The 18,145-nt window shown below is 68.9% G+C and carries 18 protein-coding genes; 10 read left to right on the top strand and 8 right to left on the bottom strand.

The features are described 5' to 3' along the window. The first annotated feature begins 20 nt into the window (after positions 1-20). Positions 21-755, top strand: a complete 735-nt coding sequence (locus tag ACQE3M_RS15980; protein ID WP_430506518.1) for a class I SAM-dependent methyltransferase — start codon at positions 21-23, stop codon at positions 753-755. 51 nt (positions 756-806) lie between these two features. Here ACQE3M_RS15980 and ACQE3M_RS15975 read toward each other — a convergent pair whose 3' ends face one another. Next, positions 807-1,733: a sulfide-dependent adenosine diphosphate thiazole synthase gene (locus ACQE3M_RS15975; protein WP_430506517.1), complete on the bottom strand. Its 927-nt coding sequence runs from the start codon at positions 1,731-1,733 to the stop codon at positions 807-809. A gap of 209 nt (positions 1,734-1,942) precedes the next feature. Between ACQE3M_RS15975 and ACQE3M_RS15970 the strand changes: the two genes are divergently transcribed. Further along, positions 1,943-2,659, top strand: a complete 717-nt coding sequence (locus ACQE3M_RS15970) for a hypothetical protein (protein ID WP_430506530.1) — start codon at positions 1,943-1,945, stop codon at positions 2,657-2,659. Positions 2,660-2,692: 33 nt separating this feature from the next. Here the strand turns inward: ACQE3M_RS15970 and ACQE3M_RS15965 are convergent, their stop codons facing one another. The 5 genes from ACQE3M_RS15965 to ACQE3M_RS15945 form a co-directional block, all read right to left on the bottom strand. Further along, a complete protein-coding gene (locus ACQE3M_RS15965; RefSeq protein ID WP_430506516.1) occupies positions 2,693-3,292 on the bottom strand; it encodes an NUDIX hydrolase in 600 nt (199 codons plus the stop codon). A gap of 147 nt (positions 3,293-3,439) precedes the next feature. After that, a complete protein-coding gene (locus ACQE3M_RS15960; protein ID WP_430506515.1) occupies positions 3,440-4,003 on the bottom strand; it encodes a DUF7109 family protein in 564 nt (187 codons plus the stop codon). Next, on the bottom strand, positions 4,000-5,100 hold the full coding sequence (locus ACQE3M_RS15955; RefSeq protein ID WP_430506514.1) for a glycosyltransferase family protein: 1,101 nt from the start codon (positions 5,098-5,100) through the stop codon (positions 4,000-4,002). Before ACQE3M_RS15955 ends, ACQE3M_RS15960 begins: the two co-directional genes overlap by 4 nt. A gap of 90 nt (positions 5,101-5,190) precedes the next feature. Beyond that, positions 5,191-6,231, bottom strand: coding sequence for an NAD(P)-dependent alcohol dehydrogenase (locus ACQE3M_RS15950; protein WP_430506513.1), 1,041 nt, complete (start codon positions 6,229-6,231; stop codon positions 5,191-5,193). Positions 6,232-7,552: 1,321 nt separating this feature from the next. Then, entirely contained in the window at positions 7,553-7,852 is a 300-nt protein-coding gene (locus ACQE3M_RS15945; RefSeq protein WP_430506512.1) for a DUF7565 family protein, read from the bottom strand. 107 nt (positions 7,853-7,959) lie between these two features. Between ACQE3M_RS15945 and ACQE3M_RS15940 the strand changes: the two genes are divergently transcribed. After that, the gene (locus ACQE3M_RS15940) at positions 7,960-8,733 is read left to right on the top strand and encodes a PHP-associated domain-containing protein (protein WP_430506511.1); all 774 of its coding nucleotides are present in this window, start codon (positions 7,960-7,962) and stop codon (positions 8,731-8,733) included. Positions 8,734-8,761: 28 nt separating this feature from the next. Here the strand turns inward: ACQE3M_RS15940 and ACQE3M_RS15935 are convergent, their stop codons facing one another. Then, positions 8,762-9,226, bottom strand: coding sequence for an MGMT family protein (locus ACQE3M_RS15935; RefSeq protein WP_430506510.1), 465 nt, complete (start codon positions 9,224-9,226; stop codon positions 8,762-8,764). A gap of 196 nt (positions 9,227-9,422) precedes the next feature. Here ACQE3M_RS15935 and trpC point away from each other — a divergent pair, with 196 nt between their 5' ends. From trpC to ACQE3M_RS15905, 6 genes are all read left to right on the top strand, one after another. After that, positions 9,423-10,310 carry an indole-3-glycerol phosphate synthase gene (trpC, locus tag ACQE3M_RS15930; protein WP_430506509.1) on the top strand — a complete coding sequence of 296 codons (888 nt, stop codon included), beginning with the start codon at positions 9,423-9,425 and terminating at the stop codon, positions 10,308-10,310. Then, the gene (gene trpB, locus ACQE3M_RS15925) at positions 10,307-11,569 is read left to right on the top strand and encodes a tryptophan synthase subunit beta (protein WP_430506508.1); all 1,263 of its coding nucleotides are present in this window, start codon (positions 10,307-10,309) and stop codon (positions 11,567-11,569) included. Before trpC ends, trpB begins: the two co-directional genes overlap by 4 nt. Continuing rightward, positions 11,570-12,502 carry a tryptophan synthase subunit alpha gene (trpA, locus tag ACQE3M_RS15920; RefSeq protein ID WP_430506507.1) on the top strand — a complete coding sequence of 311 codons (933 nt, stop codon included), beginning with the start codon at positions 11,570-11,572 and terminating at the stop codon, positions 12,500-12,502. It begins immediately after the preceding gene. 213 nt (positions 12,503-12,715) lie between these two features. Next, positions 12,716-13,507, top strand: coding sequence for a 2-amino-3,7-dideoxy-D-threo-hept-6-ulosonate synthase (locus tag ACQE3M_RS15915; RefSeq protein WP_430506506.1), 792 nt, complete (start codon positions 12,716-12,718; stop codon positions 13,505-13,507). Between the two features lie 127 nt (positions 13,508-13,634). Then, the gene (locus ACQE3M_RS15910) at positions 13,635-14,417 is read left to right on the top strand and encodes an SDR family NAD(P)-dependent oxidoreductase (RefSeq protein ID WP_430506505.1); all 783 of its coding nucleotides are present in this window, start codon (positions 13,635-13,637) and stop codon (positions 14,415-14,417) included. A 1,070-nt stretch (positions 14,418-15,487) separates the two neighbouring features. Further along, a complete protein-coding gene (locus ACQE3M_RS15905; protein WP_430506504.1) occupies positions 15,488-16,663 on the top strand; it encodes a 3-dehydroquinate synthase II in 1,176 nt (391 codons plus the stop codon). 41 nt (positions 16,664-16,704) lie between these two features. Here the strand turns inward: ACQE3M_RS15905 and ACQE3M_RS15900 are convergent, their stop codons facing one another. Then, the gene (locus ACQE3M_RS15900) at positions 16,705-17,265 is read right to left on the bottom strand and encodes a DUF7575 domain-containing protein (protein ID WP_430506503.1); all 561 of its coding nucleotides are present in this window, start codon (positions 17,263-17,265) and stop codon (positions 16,705-16,707) included. A 189-nt stretch (positions 17,266-17,454) separates the two neighbouring features. Between ACQE3M_RS15900 and ACQE3M_RS15895 the strand changes: the two genes are divergently transcribed. After that, positions 17,455-18,141, top strand: a complete 687-nt coding sequence (locus ACQE3M_RS15895) for a hypothetical protein (protein ID WP_430506502.1) — start codon at positions 17,455-17,457, stop codon at positions 18,139-18,141. Positions 18,142-18,145 lie beyond the last annotated feature (4 nt).

Here is an 18,145-nt window from a genome sequence, read left to right as displayed (position 1 = left end):
GGCCGTTCGAGGGCGAACCGATGACTGACGACGCCGCGACCGCCGTCGACGCCTTCTACTCCCGGTACGCCGCGCTCTACGACCGGATCGCCACCGACGCCCCCTTCGCGGCCGGCCTCCGCGAGGCGCTCGCCGCGGCCGTCGGGCTCGAACGGGGTGACGTGGTCGTCGAGCTGGGCTGTGGGACCGGCGCCAACTTCCCCGTGCTCCGGGAGCGCGTCGGCCGCGAGGGCGCCGTCGTCGGCGTCGACGTGTCCTCGGGGGTTCTGCGGCGAGCACGTGACCGCGTCGACCGCGAGGGCTGGGAGAACGTCCACGTCGTCCGCGGGGACGCGACGGAGCCGCCGTTCGCTCCGGCAGAACTCCCGCGAGCGGCGGGGCCCGCTGGCGAAGTCGACGTCGTCGTCGGCACGTTCGTCACGGGGCTGTTCGCGGAGCCGGCCGGCGTCGTCGACGACTGGTGTTCGCTCGTCGGCGAGGGCGGCCGGATCGGCCTGCTCGACCTCGCGCGGAGCACCGACACCATTGGTCGGGCGCTGAACCCCGTTTTTCGGGTACTCGTCCGTGCCGGTGCGCCGCCGGGCACGAAAACACGACACGGGTCGCCGGTCCGTGTGCTGGACGAGCGCGTTCGCGACGCGCACGCGCAGGTGCACGAGCGCTGTCCGGACGCGGCGACCTCCCGTCGACTCGCCGGCTTCGCGCGGATCACGACCGGGCGAGTTGCCGACGACTCGGCGGGTGGCCGCTTATAAAGGGGGTAGGGGATCCGGAATGGGGCAGGGGACGGAGCGTGCGTCGTCGCCTCAGTCGTCGGCCGGGACCTGCGTGCTCAGCTGGACGTCAGCCGCGTCGACCTCGAGCTCCTCGAGTGCGACCTCCGCGGCGCGCTTGCCGGAGACGAGCATGGCGCCGAACGTCGGGCCCATGCGCGGGAGGCCGTAGGTCGTCGCGGTCGCCATCCCCGTCGCGATGAGGCCGTCGTGGACGACGCCGGTGTGTTCGACGACGGCGTCCTCGCTCTGGCCGACCCACATCGAGTCGTGGCCCGGCGAGTCGTGGCCGGGCGCGCCGTAGGTGTCGTCGCCCGTGTTGTCCATGCCGGTGTTGTGCTCCTCGGCGTGCTGGATCCCCGGCGCGTCGAGGACGTTGCGCTCGTCCAGCTTGTTGACGGCGACGGCCTCGTGGCCCGTCGCGTCGATGACGAGGTCGGCCTCGACAGCGATGGGGTCAACGCAGGTGATCTCGCGCGGGAGCGCGTGGACCGGCGTCCAGTTCATCACGATGCCGCCGACCCGGTGGTCCTCGCGGATGACGATGTCGGTGAACTCCGTCATGTTCTGGATCTTCGCGCCCGCGTCGCAGGCCTCCTTGATAAGGCCCGAACAGGCCTCGGGGCCGTTGGCGACGTAGAGACCGTCGGTGTCGCCGGCTTCCTCGTAGTCGACGTCGAGGTCCTCGAGGACGCCCTGGGCCGGGTCGCGCACGGTGACCTTGTTCATCAGGAAGCCGCCCAGCCAGAACCCGCCGCCGAGGTAGTTGTTCTTCTCGACGACCATCACGTCGACGTCGCGCTCGGCGAGTTCCTTCGCCGCCATCAGGCCGGACGGGCCGCCACCGACGATGATGACCTCCGTGTCCGAGAAGTCGAGGAACTCCTCGCTCCATTGCTGTCCGATCGCGCGGGTGACCTCCGCCTCGCCGACGTCGCTGAACTTGTTGAAGTCGTTCATACAACTGGGTAGTATTGGCAGGTGGTAATAGTGGTTGTGGTTCGCTCGGCGTGGCGTCACCTGCCCAACCTGATCGCCGCCGATGCGCACTCCCCATCCTCGAAAAGCCCACAGGAATGTCCACTAGTTGAACTTTTATACCAGATGATCAGAAACACGTGCACGACACCATGGCAACTCGCACGAGCGTTCGCGGCTCCGTCCGCGGGATGGCGAACCAGTCGAACCCGGCGTTCGCGGTCGGGGCGTTCTTCGTCCCGCTAGCCGCGCTCGGCTACGCGGTGACGGTCGCGTCGACGACGGGCGAAACGTACGTCCACGTGATGGCCGGGATCCTCTGGACCGGCATCGACCTCTTCTTCGGCATGGTCCTCGGTCCGGTCATCGGCGGCCTCGACGAGGACTCACGCGCGCAGGTGTTCCAGCGGCTCACGCCGAAGATGGCGTTCCTGATGCCCGCGCTGGCGATCACGACGATCGCCGCGGGCATTCACCTCGCGCTCCGGCTCGGCTACTTCCCGAACGCGACGCCGTGGCTCGCCCTCTTCACGCTCGTGAACCTCCCGCCCGCGCTCCTGCTCATCGGCTGGCAGCTCGACGCGCTCGACGACCGACGCTTCCAGGTGCCGTTCGCGCTGGTCACGATCCCCGCCGTCGTCTGGGTCGGCCTCACGGTCGGCGACTTGGAGATGACGCGACCGGTCATCCTCGCGGCGCTCGGGATCGTGACGGTGCTGAGCCTCGAGGGGTTCGGCGTAATTCTTCCGGGCGAGGTCCGCGTCTACCTGGAGATGCAGTCGGCGACGCCCGACACCGACCTCATCGGGCGGATCGGCATGCGGAACGCGAAGCTCGCAGGCGTCCAGGGCGCGTTCCAGCTCGCGCTCATCGCGGTGATGGTCTCGCTCCGGTGGGGCGGCTTTTAACCGTCGGCGGCGACCCCGCGGTCCCGCCGGTCGCTACACCGGAAAGTCGGCGTCGGGGTCGACGACGCGGTCGACCTCGGGCGGCATCGACCAGTCCGTCGTGAGTTCGAGCAGCTGCGTCAGGATCCGGCCGGTCGCGCCCCAGACGGTGTAATCGTCGACGTGGAAGAAGTGGACGCGGTGGTTGCCGTAGTCCGGATGGTCCCGGCGCTCCGATTCGTAGTTGTCGAGGTCGGTCAGCGCCGCGACGGGGATCACGACGACCTCGGCGACCTCGGTTTCGTCGGGGACGTACGTCCGGTCCGGGATCTCGGCGACGAAGGGACGGACGGCGTAGTCGGTCGAGGTACGGATGTCGTCCAGCCCGCCGAGGACGGTCACCTCGTCGGCGACGAGCCCGATCTCCTCGTTCGCTTCCCGGAGTGCGGTATCCCGCAGCGTCTCGTCGGAGGGCTCGCGGCCGCCGCCGGGGAAGCTCATCTGGCCGGGATGCTCCCCGAGGTGGTCCGCGCGCTTCGTGAACAGGAGGTGCGGCTCGCCTTCCCGGTAGAGGACGGGCGCGAGTACCGCGGCTTCGCGCTCGCCGTCGACCATCGTGACCGGCGAGCGGTTCCGCACCCCGGAGAGGTCCATATCGACGGAAGGGAGGCCGGAAGCCTTAGTCTTGTTCCCCGCTCCAGCGACGCGGGAAAGGACCGGCGAGTCCCAGCCGACCCGGGACCGCCCGTCCGCGACGTCGGCCCGCGACGACCGCCGTCGACCGCCCGCGAAGCCCGCCGCTCAGTCTTCCAGTCCCGACTCGATGCGCTCGCGCACGTCGTCGGCCTCGACCGGCGCCCAGGCCTCGAGGTCGTAGGTGACGTCGAGCAGCGTCTCCAGCCGTGCCGCGCCGCTCTCGGCGAGCGCGGCGTCGACTTCCCGCCCCAGTCGGTCGTGGACTTGCTCGGCGAGGGCCTCGCGGTCGACGTCGCGCTCCTCGACGTCGAGGATGTGGGGGAGGTCCTCGGCGTTCGGGGGTAGCGACGGGAAGGCGGTCGGGCCGACCGCGAGTTCGTCGTCGTCCGCGACGGTGGTGACCGCGTCGTCGTCCGCGGCCGGCGACTCCCCAGCTTCCTCCACGTCGACCGGGACGAGGTGGTACTCCCGGATCGCCTGCGCGACGGCAGCGTCGAGCGCCGCCGGGTCCGCGTCGGCGCCCTGTTTAAAGGCCAGCTCCGAGAGCGCCTGTCGGAGCTCGGCTCGCGTCAGCGTGCCGAACAGGTCGACGATGCCGGCGACGTCGTCGCGGGCGGCGACGCTCGACGGCGCCGACTCATTATCAATCGACTCCTCGTCCCCCGTCATTGGTTACGCACCGCCGCGAGGTCGGCTCGGGAGGCTTCGACGATTTCCGCCGGGTCGATGCTCGTTTCGGTCCATCGCGGGAGCCGGTCGTCCTCGTCCGGGAGGGGGTCGATGGCGTCCGCGTACCGGTCGACCTGGTCGAGCTCGCCGTCGCGGTCGTAGTCGAGCCCGTTGAACGCGGCGTCGACCTCGTAGGAGTCGACGAGGGAGCGGGCGGCCTGCTCGTAGCGGTCCGGGAGCGTCTCGTAGGTCGGTTTGACGCCGTTGTCGACGACCGCGCGCAGGGTCGCCTCCGTGACGTACCGGCTCATGTCCGCGAGGCCGGTCGGGCCGCGGACGGACCGGTGGTCGTGCTCGTACTGCCCGAGATCGACCTGGGCGGACCCTTCAAAACCGGCGTGACGGAAGGCGTCCCCGAGCGTGCCGACCTCCAGCCCCCAGCCGCGTGGGACCTGCAGTTCGGACACGAGCTCGCTCGTGGCAGCGAACTCGCCAGCGAGCGCGTAGCGGAACGACTCCAGGTAGTCGACGATCGGCGCAGTCGTCTCCTCGGCGAGCGCCCGGACGAGCGGGCGGAAGAGGAGCCGGAACAGCCGGCCGTACAGCTGGTCTGCCTCGACGCGGGCGTAGTACCCCTTCGCGAACTCGTGACCGTGCGCGAGGGGGTAGAGCAGCTTCGGGACGTACGCCGGCGTGTACGTCTTCGTGTCCGCGTCGTGGACGACGACGTAGTCCTCCGAGAGCGCCTGCCCGAGCCCGAGCCAGACGTCCCGGCCCTTGCCCCGCTCGCCGGCCAGCCCGTTGTTCGTCAGCAGCGCCTCCAGCCGCGGGCCGTCACACCACAGCGTCTCGACGTTGACGTCGAACTCGTCGAGCCAGTCGTGGAAGGGTCCCGCCCGCTCCGGCGAGGAGCGGAGGGGCACGATGACGCGTGCGGGGTCGACCTCGGCCAGCGCGGAGAGCACCCGCTCGGCCGCCAGCCCGCCGTACTCGCGTTCGGTCATCGGGACGACGACGGCGGCCCGGTTGGTGGGCGCCTCGGGCGTCCGGTCCCGCAGCGCGTGCAGCGTCGTGACGCGCTCCTGGACGTACTCCATTACCGAATCGGTGGGGAGGACAGCCCAAAAGCTCCCGGTTATCGGTGAGCCCATCGGCGGCTCGGTCGCGTCCGGCTTGGGGGTGTGCGCTCAGGGCGTGATGACGGCCCGCCCCTCGATCTCCCCGTGTTCGAGCTTCTCGGCGACGGTGTTGATGTCGGCGAGGTCGAAGCGGGTGGTTTGCAGGTCCACCTCGCCCTGGTCGACCAGCGCGACGAGCTCCTGGAGTTCGGTGTACCGCCCGACGAGCGTTCCCTTGAACGAGAACTCGCCGTCGACGAGCGCCTGCGCCGGTTCGTGGACGTGCCCGCCGTAGCCGACGATGTGGTGGTCGCCGCCGGGGGCGACGATGTCCGGCGCGTAGGCGGTCGTCTCGTCGGCGCCGACGAAGTCGAGTACCTGCTCCGCGCCAGCCCCGTCCGTGATCGCGTCGAGCTCCGCCGGGAGGTCCGTCGCCTCGGGGTCGACCGTTTGCTGCGCGCCCAGGTCGCTCGCGAGCTCGAGCGCCTCCGCTTTGACGTCGACGGCGGTGATGGTCGCGGCGCTCATCGCGTCGAGACACTGCAGGCCGATGTGCCCGAGGCCGCCCACGCCGATGACGACCGCGTGGTCGCCCGGGTTCAGCTCGTCGACCGCCTTCTTGACCGCGTGGTAGGCCGTGATCCCGGCGTCCGCGTGGGGCGCGATGTCGGTCGGGTCGACGCCGTCGGGTAGTGGGATGACGGCGCGTTCGCTCGTCTGCAGGTACTCGGCGAACCCGCCGTCGGTCGTCAGCCCGTTGAACGCGCCGTTCTCGCAGTACATGTCCTCCCCGAGCCGGCACTGCCGGCAGGTGCCGCAGGTCTGGACCGGGTGACAGATGACCGGGTCGCCCTCCTCGACGAGCGACACGTCCGAGCCGACCGCGGAGACGATGCCGGCGTTCTCGTGGCCGAGCGTCATCGGCAGGTCCTGCGGGACGTACTCGGTCCACATCCCCTCGATGATGTGGTTGTCCGTCTGGCACCAGCCCGCCCCGGACACCTCGACGATCACGTCGTCGGGGGCCGTCGGTACCGGCCGGTCGACCTCGTCGATCCGGAGCGCGTCGCTCATGTCCTCCGTGTACTCGTGGAGTCTCGCAGCTCGCATGTTAGCATCCGTCACCATGGGTTGGGTGACAGTAAACCCCCCGGAGAACCCCAGGTCTTGCTCTTCGCTCCTCGGCTGCTCGGCGGCCGTTATTATCGACACCAGTCAGCATGTCCGGAAAGCCCCAGCCACTGAGCGGTGTTGCTTATAAACAAACACGGCCCGCGTTGCGAGCGACACCACTCCGCACGCTTCGAAAGGCCCAGCCGCTGACCGGTCGCACTGTTAAACTAAAATGGGCAGCGTCGCTGGCGACGCCACTCGGCATACCCAGAAAGCCCCAGCCGCTGAGCGGCCGCGCTTATAAATAAATACGGAAATCGTTGCTAGAGACACCACTCAGCACACCCAGAAAGCCCCAGCCGCTGAGCGGTTGCGCTGCTCGCTGCGCTCCTCACGGCTCACTCGCTCCCTCCGGTCGCTCGTTCGCCGTTTCGGTGCTTGCGTCGCAGGGCGTCCCGCGCAGCGGCTGCCCCTTTCAGTCCCACCCTGGAGTGGTGGCTGGGCGTCGCTCGCGGCGGCTGGTGGGCGGTCGCGGCGCGGCGGGCGGTGGCGCGCGTGAGCAACGCGTGCGAGGGAGGCCGGGGCGCGCCGGAGCGGTGTCCTCGTGAGCGGAGCGAACGAGGGGCCGGAAGTCGCAGCCCGGCAGCCCGCTACTGCAGGCAGCCCGGAACGCCTTCCAAGGCGGTGCCGGCGCGCCCCGGCCGAGGCTGGGGAGGACTGAGGCTTGCGGTAGCTGTGCGGTGCTGTCGCTGTCGCGGTTGCTGGGCTGTGCTGTCCTGGCGGACTGAAAGGGCGACGGCCGGTCGCGGCGAAGCGGAGTCGCTGAGCCGACCCCTATCCACGGCGGGCGGTGCTGAGAGCCGTGGATATGTCGCTCAGCGACCGCGAGCGGCCGAGGGCTTTCAGGGTGTTTGCGGTGCTGTCGAGAGCAAGACCGTATCAACTGGCCACACCAACCTATAGCGAGCGGCCGAGGGCTTTCAGGGCGTTTGCGGTGCTGTCGAGAGCAAGACCGTATCAACTGGCCACACCAACCTATAGCGAGCGGCCGAGGGCTTTCTGGGTGTTTGCGGTGCTGTCGAGTGTGGGTCCGTATCGCCTGTCAGCCGGGTTTATAAAGTGCAGACGAAGACTTTCTGGCCGACTGCGATATAGGGAAGCGCCGTTGCGCCCGGCCCTTTATATACTGTTTACACATACTACTGCGGGAGCCACCTCCGATACGTTCCGGAAGCGACAGCAGCCAGCCGCCTATCGCCGCAGTCGGTCCGAGGGAACAGCCGCGCTCCGTCGGTACTCCGGAATCCCGGTAGCAGAATCAGATCGGGTCGTTGTTCAGCTCGTTCACGACCGATTGCAGGTCCGCGGTGTCCTCGATCTCGTCTTTGATCTCTTCGCGCACGCGGACGGCGGAGGAGTCGGCGTCGTAGGCGCGGACGTACTCGGCCCGCGTGTGCTCGTCGAAGGCGTGGCGGATCGCGAAGTAGCCGTCGGGCACGATCGTCCCGCACACCTTGCATTCGTGGCGCTGGTGGTCCGTCGTCTGGTGGATGATCGTCGACTCGACGTCGTCGAACGACGTCTCGCAGCCGTCGATTCCACACGTCCAGCGGGACATAGCTGGACTGAGCAGTGGGACGGAAGTAAGCGTTTTCCCTCGGGCACCATCCCGACGCGACTGACCCGAACGATAACGCCTTTGAGGCGGCATGCGAATTCTCGGCCGTGGCACACACTGGGACCCGCGTCGACGCCCACGTCAAGGTGCTCGACGAGCGCGTGGTCGCCCGCGCGAAGGAGCGGGGCATCGACGTCCTCGTGTACGCACCGCACTTCGTCCGGCTCCCGGACGTCAAGGAGCAAGCCCGGCGCTTCTCCGACGACGACCTGCTGGTCGTCCCCGCCCGCGAGGTGTTCACGGGAGACTGGTGGAACCGCCGACACGTCCTCGCGGTCGGGCTCTCCGACCCGGTCCCGGACTTCATCACCTTCGAGGGCGCCATGGCGGAGTTCGACCGCCAGGACGCGGCCGTGCTGGCCCCGCATCCGGGCTTTATGAACGTCTCTCTCACCAAACCGGAGGTCGACGCCCACGCCGACCGGATCGACGCCGTCGAAACGTACAACGCGAAGCTGCTGGGCTACCAGAACCGCCGCATGCAGCGGATCGCCGACGACGTCGGCCTCCCGGGTTTCGGTACCTCCTACGCGCACCTGGCGGCGACCGTCGGCGAGGCCTGGACGGAGTTCGACCGGGAGATCGAGACCGAAGCCGACCTCGTCGAGGCATTCAGGTCGGGCGCCGACCGGACCGTGGCCCACCGGAGCGGCCCGGACCATCGCCTCCGCGGCGCCATCGAGTTCGCCCACCTCGGCTACGAGAACAGCTGGAAGAAGATCGACCGCCTGTTCCTCTCCGGCGACGCGCCGACGCACCCCTCGAACATCTTCTACGACAACGCGTTCGACGACGTCAGCGTGTATCAGACGAACGCGTAGCCGCCGGGCGATGAGGGCGGAGCCGGCCTCAGATCCCCTCGATCTCCCGGAAGCTCCGACGGACGGCGCGCGGCGTCGCGTACGGCCCGCCCTGGACGCGATGGTCCGGGATGAGGAGCGGCACGGGATTGTCCCGAAGCGTCTCGTCGACGAACTCGACGTCCTCGGGCTCGTTCGGGTCCTTCCCGACCATCCGCGTCAGCTGGCTGACCGAGACCTCCTCGCCGTAGTCGATTTGCTTGACCTTCTCGAGCACGTCGCGCTCGTCGGTGTCGACGGTGAGCGCGACCTCGAACTCGTCGAACGTTTCCTCGGCGCCCTCGAGGTACTCGCCGATCCGGTCGAGCAGCTCGTGGTCCGCGTCGGCGTCCGCCGAGGGCGTCGGCGGGAACGCGACGCTGATCACCCGCCCGCTCGCGAAGCCGACCTCGACGGCGCGGTCGAGCGCGTCGTACTCGCGCGCGTACACGCCGGTCGTTCCGAGACTAACCATACCGGGAGATGGGCACGGGAGCGGTTTAAATCCGCGACCCTCGGCGACGGCGTCTCGCAGCGTCCCGCGGCGGCGCCCCGCGGCGGCGTCCCGCGGCGTTCCGGCGATCGCGGACGACGGCTTCGGCGTCGCCGACCCCGACGCGCTCGCTGGGTGCGCAAGCCTTATGAACAGATGAGTACATTAGTGTACAGTAATGGACGACGACACGGCCGAGTTGGCCCCAGCGGTCCGCTCGATTCTCGAGACCGCCCGGGAGCGAGGTGGTGGCGACGAGCGGGTCACCGTCGACCCGCGCGACCTTGAATCGGCGTTCGCGACGGCGGAAGCGGACGACCGCGTTCCGGTCATCGCCGAAGTGAAACCGACCAGCCCGACGACCGAGGGGAGCCGCAAGGACGACCCCGTCGCCCTCGCGGAGCGGATGGTGGACGGCGGCGCGGCCGCCCTCTCGGTGCTCACGGAGCCCGAGCACTTCGGCGGCTCGACGGAGACGCTCCGACGCGTCCGCGAGGCGGTCGACGTGCCGGTGCTCCGCAAGGACTTCGTCGTTCACGAGGATCAGCTCGACGCCGTCGCGAGCGACGTGGTCCTCCTCATCGCACGCTTCGTCGGCGACGACCTCGCGCCCCTTCTCGAGGCCGCCCACGAACGCGGCTTCCAGGTGCTCGTGGAGGTCCACGACGCCGACGAGCTGGCCCACGCGATCGACGCGGGGGCCGAGTTCGTCGGCGTCAACAACCGCGACCTGGCGAAGCTGGCGGTCGATCTCGGTACCTTTGAGGCGGTCGCGCCAGAAGCCCCGGACGACGTGACGCTGATCGCCGAAAGCGGGATCTCGACGCCCGCGGACGTCCGGCGGATGCGCGCGGCGGGTGCCGACGCGCTCCTCGTTGGGAGCGCTATTATGGACGGAGACGTACGGACGAACACGCGCCGGCTCGTCACCGCCGAGCAGGACGACGCGGCGAAATCAACCGACGGCGACGACGTGGCGGAGGCCGTCGAGGACGACGGCGACGACACGGCGGCGTCGACGCCGCCGGCGACAGCAGCCGACGACGCCCCAGAGGGAGACACATGAGCTCAGAGACGACACCAGACACCGACGAGGACGGAAAGTTCGGTCGCTACGGCGGCCAGTACGTGCCCGAGGCGCTGATGCCCGCCATCGAGGAACTGACGGACGCCTACGAGCGCTACGTGCTCAACAACGAGGACGGCTTCATGGACGAGTTCCGGCGTCGCCTCCGCGACTTCGGCGGGCGTCCGACGCCGCTCCAGCACGCGGAGCGACTCTCCGAGCGCTACGACCGCGACGTCTACCTCAAGCGCGAGGACCTGGTCCACGGCGGCGCGCACAAGCTGAACAACGCGCTCGGCCAGGTGCTGCTCGCGAAGTACATGGGCAAAGAGCGCATCATCGCGGAGACCGGCGCCGGGCAACACGGCACCGCGACGGCGATGGCGGCCGCGCACCTCGACATGCCCTGTGAGATCTACATGGGCGAGCGCGACATCAACCGCCAGCGCCCGAACGTCTTCCGGATGAAGCTCAACGGCGCCGAGGTGAACCCGGTGACGGCCGGGCGCGGCACGCTCAAGGAGGCCATCTCCGAGACGATGCGCGACTGGGCGGGCACCGTCGAGCGCACCCACTACGTCATCGGGAGCGTCGTCGGCCCCCACCCGTTCCCGGCGATGGTCCGCGACTTCCAGTCGGTCATCTCCGAGGAGGCGCGCGACCAGGCGTTCGACAAGACCGGCGGGCTCCCGACCGACGTCGTCGCCTGCGCGGGCGGCGGGTCGAACACGATGGGCGCCTTCGACGCGTTCGTCGACGACGAGGAGGTCGCGCTCCACGCCGTCGAGGCCGGCGGCGCCTCGCTTGAGATCGACGAGGCGGAGGGCGTCGCGCCCCACTCCGCGTCGCTCTCGACGGGCGAGGAGGGCGTCCTCCACGGCGCGCGGACGAAGCTCCTCCAGGACACCCACGGCCAGATCATGGAGAGCCACTCCGTGTCGTCGGGGCTCGACTACTCGGGCGTCGGCCCCGAGCTGGCCCACCTCGTCGACGAGGACCGCGTGAAACCCGTCAACGTCGACGACGACGCGGCGCTGGAGGGGTTCCACCGCCTCTCCCGGACCGAGGGGATCATCCCCGCGCTGGAGACGGCCCACGCGTTCGGCTACCTCGAGCAGGCCCACGAGGAGCTCGGCGACACCGTTATCGTCAACGTCTCCGGCCGCGGCGACAAGGACCTCGAGACCGTCATCGAGGAGACGGACAAGCGCGACATCGAGGAGGCACCCGACATGTCGATGTTCTCGGGGGGGATCTAGATGCCGGCGACCGGCAACAGCGAGGCCATCGCGAAGGCGTTCGCGGACGGCCCCGCCTACATTCCCTACCTCGCCGCGGGTGACCCGGACTACGAGTCGTCGCTGGAGTACGTCGAGGCCCTCGAGCGCGGCGGTGCGGACGTCATCGAGCTGGGCCTCCCCTTCTCGGAGCCCATCGCGGAGGGCCCCACCATCCAGAGCGCCGTGATCCGCTCGCTCGAGGGCGGGATGACCCCCGAGCGCTACTTCGAGTTCGTCACCGACCTCGACGTCGACGTGCCGCTGGTCTGCATGACCTACTACAACCTCATCTACCAGTACGGCGACGAGCAGGGGCCGCGCCCGTTCGTCGAGCGCGCCGCCGAGGTCGGCCTCGAGGGGTTCGTCGTCCCCGACCTCCCGGCCGAGGAGGCCGACCCCCTGCGCGAGGCCTGCGACGAGTTCGGCCTCGACCTCGTGTTCATCGTGGCGCCGACGACGAAGGGCGAGCGCCTCGACCGCATCATGAGCCAGATCTCCGGCTACGTCTACGTGCAGGCGCGACTCGGGACGACCGGCGCCGAGAGCGACGTGTCGGGGCAGACGACGGAGAGCCTCGAACGGCTCTCCGAGTACGACGTCGCCGGCGAGGGCGGCAGCGAGGCTGGCGCCGCGGCTGGCGAGGGGGCGACAGCCGCGGGCGGGGACGCGCCCGAGGTCCCCAAGGCGGTCGGCTTCGGCATCTCCGAGGGCGACCACGCCGAGCGGATCGTCGCTGCCGGCGCCGACGGCATCATCGTCGGCTCCGCCTTAGTGCGGATCATCGAGGAGGGCGTCGAGGAGGAGCTCTCGACGGCCGCCATCGCCGACCGCCTGGAGGCGCTCTCGCGGGAGCTGAAGGCGGGCGCGCGACGCGGATATGAGCAGCGGACGGCCAGCTCGAAATCGGAGTAATTGGGTTGAGCGTAACCTACTTGCAACGGCGCCGAACGAAACCCACTTACGGCCGATTGACACACGTTCACATAACGACCACGACGGCGCGGCGACTCGCGGGGAGTCACCCACCGACGGGGGTCCCGCCGACGCGGATCCGGCGATGCCGGCGAATCGGCATCGGTGGAGCCATCGAAACGACACCCACGACACTATCGACGAGGCAAACACATGACAGCAGGACTCAACGCACGACTGGACCGAATCTCGACGAACGACCGCTACCTCATCGTCCCCATGGACCACGGCATTACCATGGGTCCCGTGAAGGGGCTGAAGGACATCGAATCGACCATCGACGGCGTCACCGCGGGCGGCGCCGACGCCGTCCTCACGCAGAAGGGGATCGCCCCGCGCGTTCACGACAATAAGAACGACGCGGGCTACATCGTCCACGCCAACGCCTCCACCACTATCGGCCCGGACGAGCGGGACAAGCGCGTCACCGCGACCGCCGAGGAGGCGGTCCGCGCGGGCGCCGACGCGGTCTCCTTCCACATCAACTCCGGCTCCAACTACGAACCCAAACAGATCGAGGACCTCGCGCAGCTCGTCGACGACGCCCAGCGGCTCGGGCTCCCCGTCCTCGCGATGTCGTACGCGCGCGGCCCGGACGTCGAGGGCGACGATCCGGAGGACCTCGGCCACGCCGTCCGGCTCGCCGAGGAGCTCGGCGCCGACGTCGTGAAGACGGGCTACACTGGCGACGCGGCGTCGTTCGAGCACGTGTGTGAGTCCACGCGCCTGCCGGTCGTCATCGCCGGCGGCTCGAAGGGGACCGACCGCGAAACGGTCGAGATGGTGCGCGGCGCGATGGACGGCGGCGCGGCGGGCGTCTCGATGGGGCGCTCCATCTTCCAGCACGACGACCCCGAGGCCATCGCGACGGCGGTCTCGAAGGTCGTCCACGACGACCGCGACGTCGAGGACGCGTTGCGTGCGGCGGGCCTCGTGCAAGCCTGAGGACCTGAAGCTGTTCTTCGGACGCTCCACAGTTGCGGGTAGTCGCCACTCCCGGTACCGACCACCCGGAATCAGTCACCCGTACCCGGCCATCGCGCTTTTGCTCGCGCCGCGTGCGACTCACAGTATGGCTACCTTCGATTTCGAGGACGAGACGGTGATCGTCACCGGCGGCGCGTCCGGCATCGGCCGCGGGATCGCGCTCCGGTTCGGCGAGGCGGGCGCGACCGTCGTCGTCGCGGACGTCCGCGCGGAGCCGAAGGACGTCAACGCCGAGACGCCCACCCACGAGGGGATCGAAGCGGCCGGGGGCGACGCGGAGTTCGTCGAGACCGACGTCACGGATCCCGACGAGATCGCCGCCGTCATCGAGGCCGCCCGCGCGACGGGCGGGGTCGACGTGATGGTGAACAACGCCGCGCAGTACGTCTCGGAGCCCTTACTGGAACACGACGTGAGCGAGCTCGACCGCCTCTACCGGACGAACGTCCGTGGCGCGTTCGCGGGGACGAAGGCCGCCGCCGCGGACATGGTCCGCCGAAACGAGCCCGGGCGGATCGTCAACGTCTCCTCGATCAGCTCCCGCTTCGCCCAGCACGACCAGGCCGGTTACGACCTGACGAAGGCGGCCGTCAGCATGCTCACCCGGAACGCCGCCCTCGAGCTCGCGAACCAGCGCATCCGGGTGAACGCGGTCGCCCCGGGCCAGATCGCGACGGAGTTCTTCCCCGGCTGGACCGAGGAAGCCGACGAGGGCGCCCGCGAGGACGCGTTTTTGAAGCCAGTGCCGATGCGGCGCGCCGGCCACCCCGAGGACATCGCCGGGCCCGTGCTGTTCCTGGCGAGCGAGGACGCCGGGTACATGACCGGGCAGACGGTGTTCGTCGACGGCGGATGGAGTATTTGTTGAGGTGGTTGGTTATTTTCGAGGTGTTTTCGGTCAAGCACGGCTACAGGACCCAGAGGGACCTCGTCCACTCTTGCTTATAAAGAGTATATAAAGATCCAGACGCTGCCGCGCTTGACAGCAACGCAGACATCCAGTAAGCCCCGGCTGCTCGCTATGTGTGAGTTTAAACAGGTGATACGGCCTTGCTCTCGACAGCACCGCAGACACCCAGAAAGCCCTCGGCCGCTCGCTATTGGTTGGTGTGGCAAGTTGATACGGTCTTGCGCTCGACAGCACCGCAAACACCCAGAAAGCCCTCGGCCGCTCGCGGTCGCTGTCCTCGAAAATCGGAGATTTTCGGGCTCCGAGAAATCCTCGATTTCTCGCGAAGCAGGATATCTGCGCTCTCCGCACCGCCCGCGCAGATAGGGCCTGCTCAGCGACTCCCCTCCGGCGCGACCGGCCATCGCCCTTTCAGTCCGCCAGGACTGCACAGCACCGCCTAGCAACCGCACAGCAACCGCAATACCTCATCCCTCCCCAGCCTCGGCCGGGGCGCGCCGGCCCCGCAACGCGCGGCGCGCCACCGGCCTCCCTCGCACGCGTTGCTCGCGCGCGCCGCCGCCCCGCACCGCACGCCGGACAGCCGGCGCACGTCGTCGACGATCCAACCGCCGCGAGCGACGCCCGGCCACCACTCCCGGGCGGGACTGAAAGGGGCAGCCGCTGAGCGGGACGCTCTGCGACGTAAGCACCGGAACCCGGCGAGCGAACGCAGTGAGCGAGCCGGGTGAGGAGCGCAGCGAGCAGCGCGACCGCTCAGCGGCTGGGGCTTTCTGGGCGTGCCGAGTGGTGTCGAACGCAACAGTAGCCAAATTTGTTTATAAAGCGACCGTCTCATCGGCTGGGGCTTTCTACGTGTGCTGAGTGGTCTCGCCAACGACGGAAGCCAACCCCATTTATAAGCGCGACCGGTCAGCAATTGCGCCCTTTAAAACAAACCAACTACCGCGACCACTGACAAACACGACACACCATAATCAGCTGCGGCTTCCGCAGTTTTCAAGCGCCGCCATCCCGACGGTCCGAGCATGAGCCGTAGCGTCTGGATCAAGGCCGACGACGACGTGGGCGACTGGGAAACGCGCAAGAAGCGGATCACGGCCGGCATCGAGGCCGGCGTCGACTGGGTGCTCGTCGACGAGGGCGACGTCGAGCGCGTCCGGGAGCTCGGCGACGTCAACGTGGCCGCGTTCCGGACCGACGCCGACGTCGTCGACGAGGCGGAACCCGACGAGAGCGAGGCCGACGCCTACTTCGTCGGCAAGGACAGCGAGGGCGACGGGACGATCGACCTCCCCGAGGACTTCTCCGGGTCGGCGGACCTCTCGACGCTCCGGCGCCGCGACGACCGCGCGCAGGGGGCCTACGTCCGGATCTTCGACGAAAACTACGAGGCGTTCGCGGGTGAGGCCGCTGCGGAGGCCGAGTACACCATCGCCGTCGGCGAGGACTGGACGATCATCCCGCTGGAGAACCTCATCTCCCGCGTCGGCGACGAGACGCACCTCATCGCCGGCGTCACGAGCGCGGCGGAGGCCCAGACCGCCTTCGAGACGCTGGAGATCGGCTCCGACGGCGTCCTCCTCGACTCCGACGACCCGGACGAGATCCGGCAGACCTGCGAGGTCCGCGACGCCGCCGAGCGCGAGCAGCTCGAGCTCACCTACGCCGAAGTGACCGAGGTCGAGCGCGCGGGCATGGCCGACCGCGTCTGCATCGACACGGGCACGCTGATGGAGCACGACGAGGGGATGCTCGTCGGGTCGATGTCCCGCGGGCTCTTCTTCGTCCACGCGGAGACCGCCGAATCGCCGTACGTCGCCTCCCGCCCGTTCCGGGTGAACGCCGGCGCGGTCCACGCCTACGTCCGGACCCCTGACGGCGGGACGAAGTACCTCGCGGAGCTGAAAAGCGGCGACGAGGTTCAGGTGGTCGACACGGACGGCCACACGCGCGAGGCCATCGTCGGTCGCGTGAAGATCGAGAAGCGCCCGATGTTCCGCGTCGAGGTCGAGGTCGAGGGCGAGGACGGCACCGACCGCGTCGAGACGCTCCTGCAGAACGCGGAGACGATCAAGGTCCCGACGAGCGAGGGCCGGACCGCGGTCACCGACCTCGAGACTGGCGACGAGGTGCTCCTCTACTACGAGGACGTGGCCCGGCACTTCGGCGAGGAAGTCGAGGAGAGCATCATCGAGAAGTAGCGCTGCGGTCGACCGCGGTCTACGCGCCGCCGATTTTCGGGTTACTCCTCGTCGGCCCAGGGGAACCGTTCCGTACACCAGTGACAGAAGTCCAGCGACGCGTCCGCCTGCTTCCCGCAGTTGGGACACTGGACCGTCCCGCTGCGCTTGACGTCGCCCTCGTCGGCCAGTTTGGCGTTGCCCTCGCGTCCCTCCGTCGGCAGGATTTCGGTGACGTTGCCGCCGAGATCGAGGTTCGATCCGGGCTCGCGGCCGCCCTCGACGTCAGCAGAGTCGCTGCCCACGCCACGCTCGGCGGCCACGTGCTCCGCCGCGTCGCGCTCGCCGCTCGCGGCCTGCTCGCGACCGATGAGGAACGCGTCCACCGCGGACAGCCCGATGAGGAACGTCAGCGGGACGAGGATGTCCGTCGGAATCGCGCCCGGCGACGTGAGCGGGTTGGCCGGTTCCACGCCGTGGAGGGAGTGCAGGAGGACTGACGATGCCGCGATCGTCACGAGCCAGAGCAGCGCTCGCGCCCAGCGGCGCAGGTACGCGTGCCCCAACCCAGCCAGCACGAGCGCGAGCACGGCAGCGATCCACGGGCGGAACCGATGTGCCATCAACCGTATGTACGTGCGTAGGTTCCTGAAGCTTCTGGGTTACGGTAGGTGAGGTTGGCTCCAATAACGTCGGGTCGCGCTGGCGGCGTCGGAACGATGGTGCCCGCTCGCCGACCGCTTCACGCGTGGCTTCTCACGCGTACCTTCTACACGCGTGCCTTTTTAAGTCTCTTCTGGGAACGCGTAGGTATGAGCGCATACGAAACGAAAACGGACCGTGGGTTCCTTCTCTCAGGCCGGGAGTGGAAAGCGATCGGCGGCGGAGCCGCGTTGATGACGCTGAACGTCCTGCTGATGTACGTCTTCGTGGCGACGCCGCTCGCGGCCGTCAACGAGCTTCTGTTCTCGATCCCGATCGTCGGCGTCCTGATTTACGGGGCCGCGATCTACGCGGGCGAATCCCTCGCGGAGAAGGGTGTCGAGGCGGGCGACGTCGGCCTCGCGCTCGGTGGGGTCGCGATCCTGCAGCTCGCCTTCGGCACCTTCGGCGCGGGGATCCTCGGGTTCGCGTCCCGCGGCGCACAGCTGACCATCCTCGGCATCACCGCCGTCGTCGTCGCGATCATGACCGCCGGCATCGGGACGTACGTGTACGCACGCTCGATCGACTTCGACCACTACAGCACCTGGTCGACGTACGCGTTCCTCGGCGGGCTCGTCGCCGTGCTCGTCGGCACCTTCCTCCCGCCGGTGCTGCTGGTCGGCTTTGTCCTCATCTTCGCCGGCTTCATCCTCCGGCTCGGCTGGGAGATCTGGCGCATCCGCGACGCGCGCGTCCAGGCCGTCTCCCTGCAGGCGATCGGCCTCTACGTTGCAGTCGCTGGTGTGTTCGTGCACGTCCTCCAGATCGTCGTCCGGATGGTAGGCCGGCGCTGAACGG

Source organism: Halosubterraneus shenae (assembly GCF_050510935.1).
Taxonomy (GTDB): domain Archaea; phylum Halobacteriota; class Halobacteria; order Halobacteriales; family Haloferacaceae; genus JBDGPU01.
The sequence above is the reverse complement of the archived record's forward strand: the minus strand, read 5'-3'. Positions and strand labels throughout refer to the sequence as shown.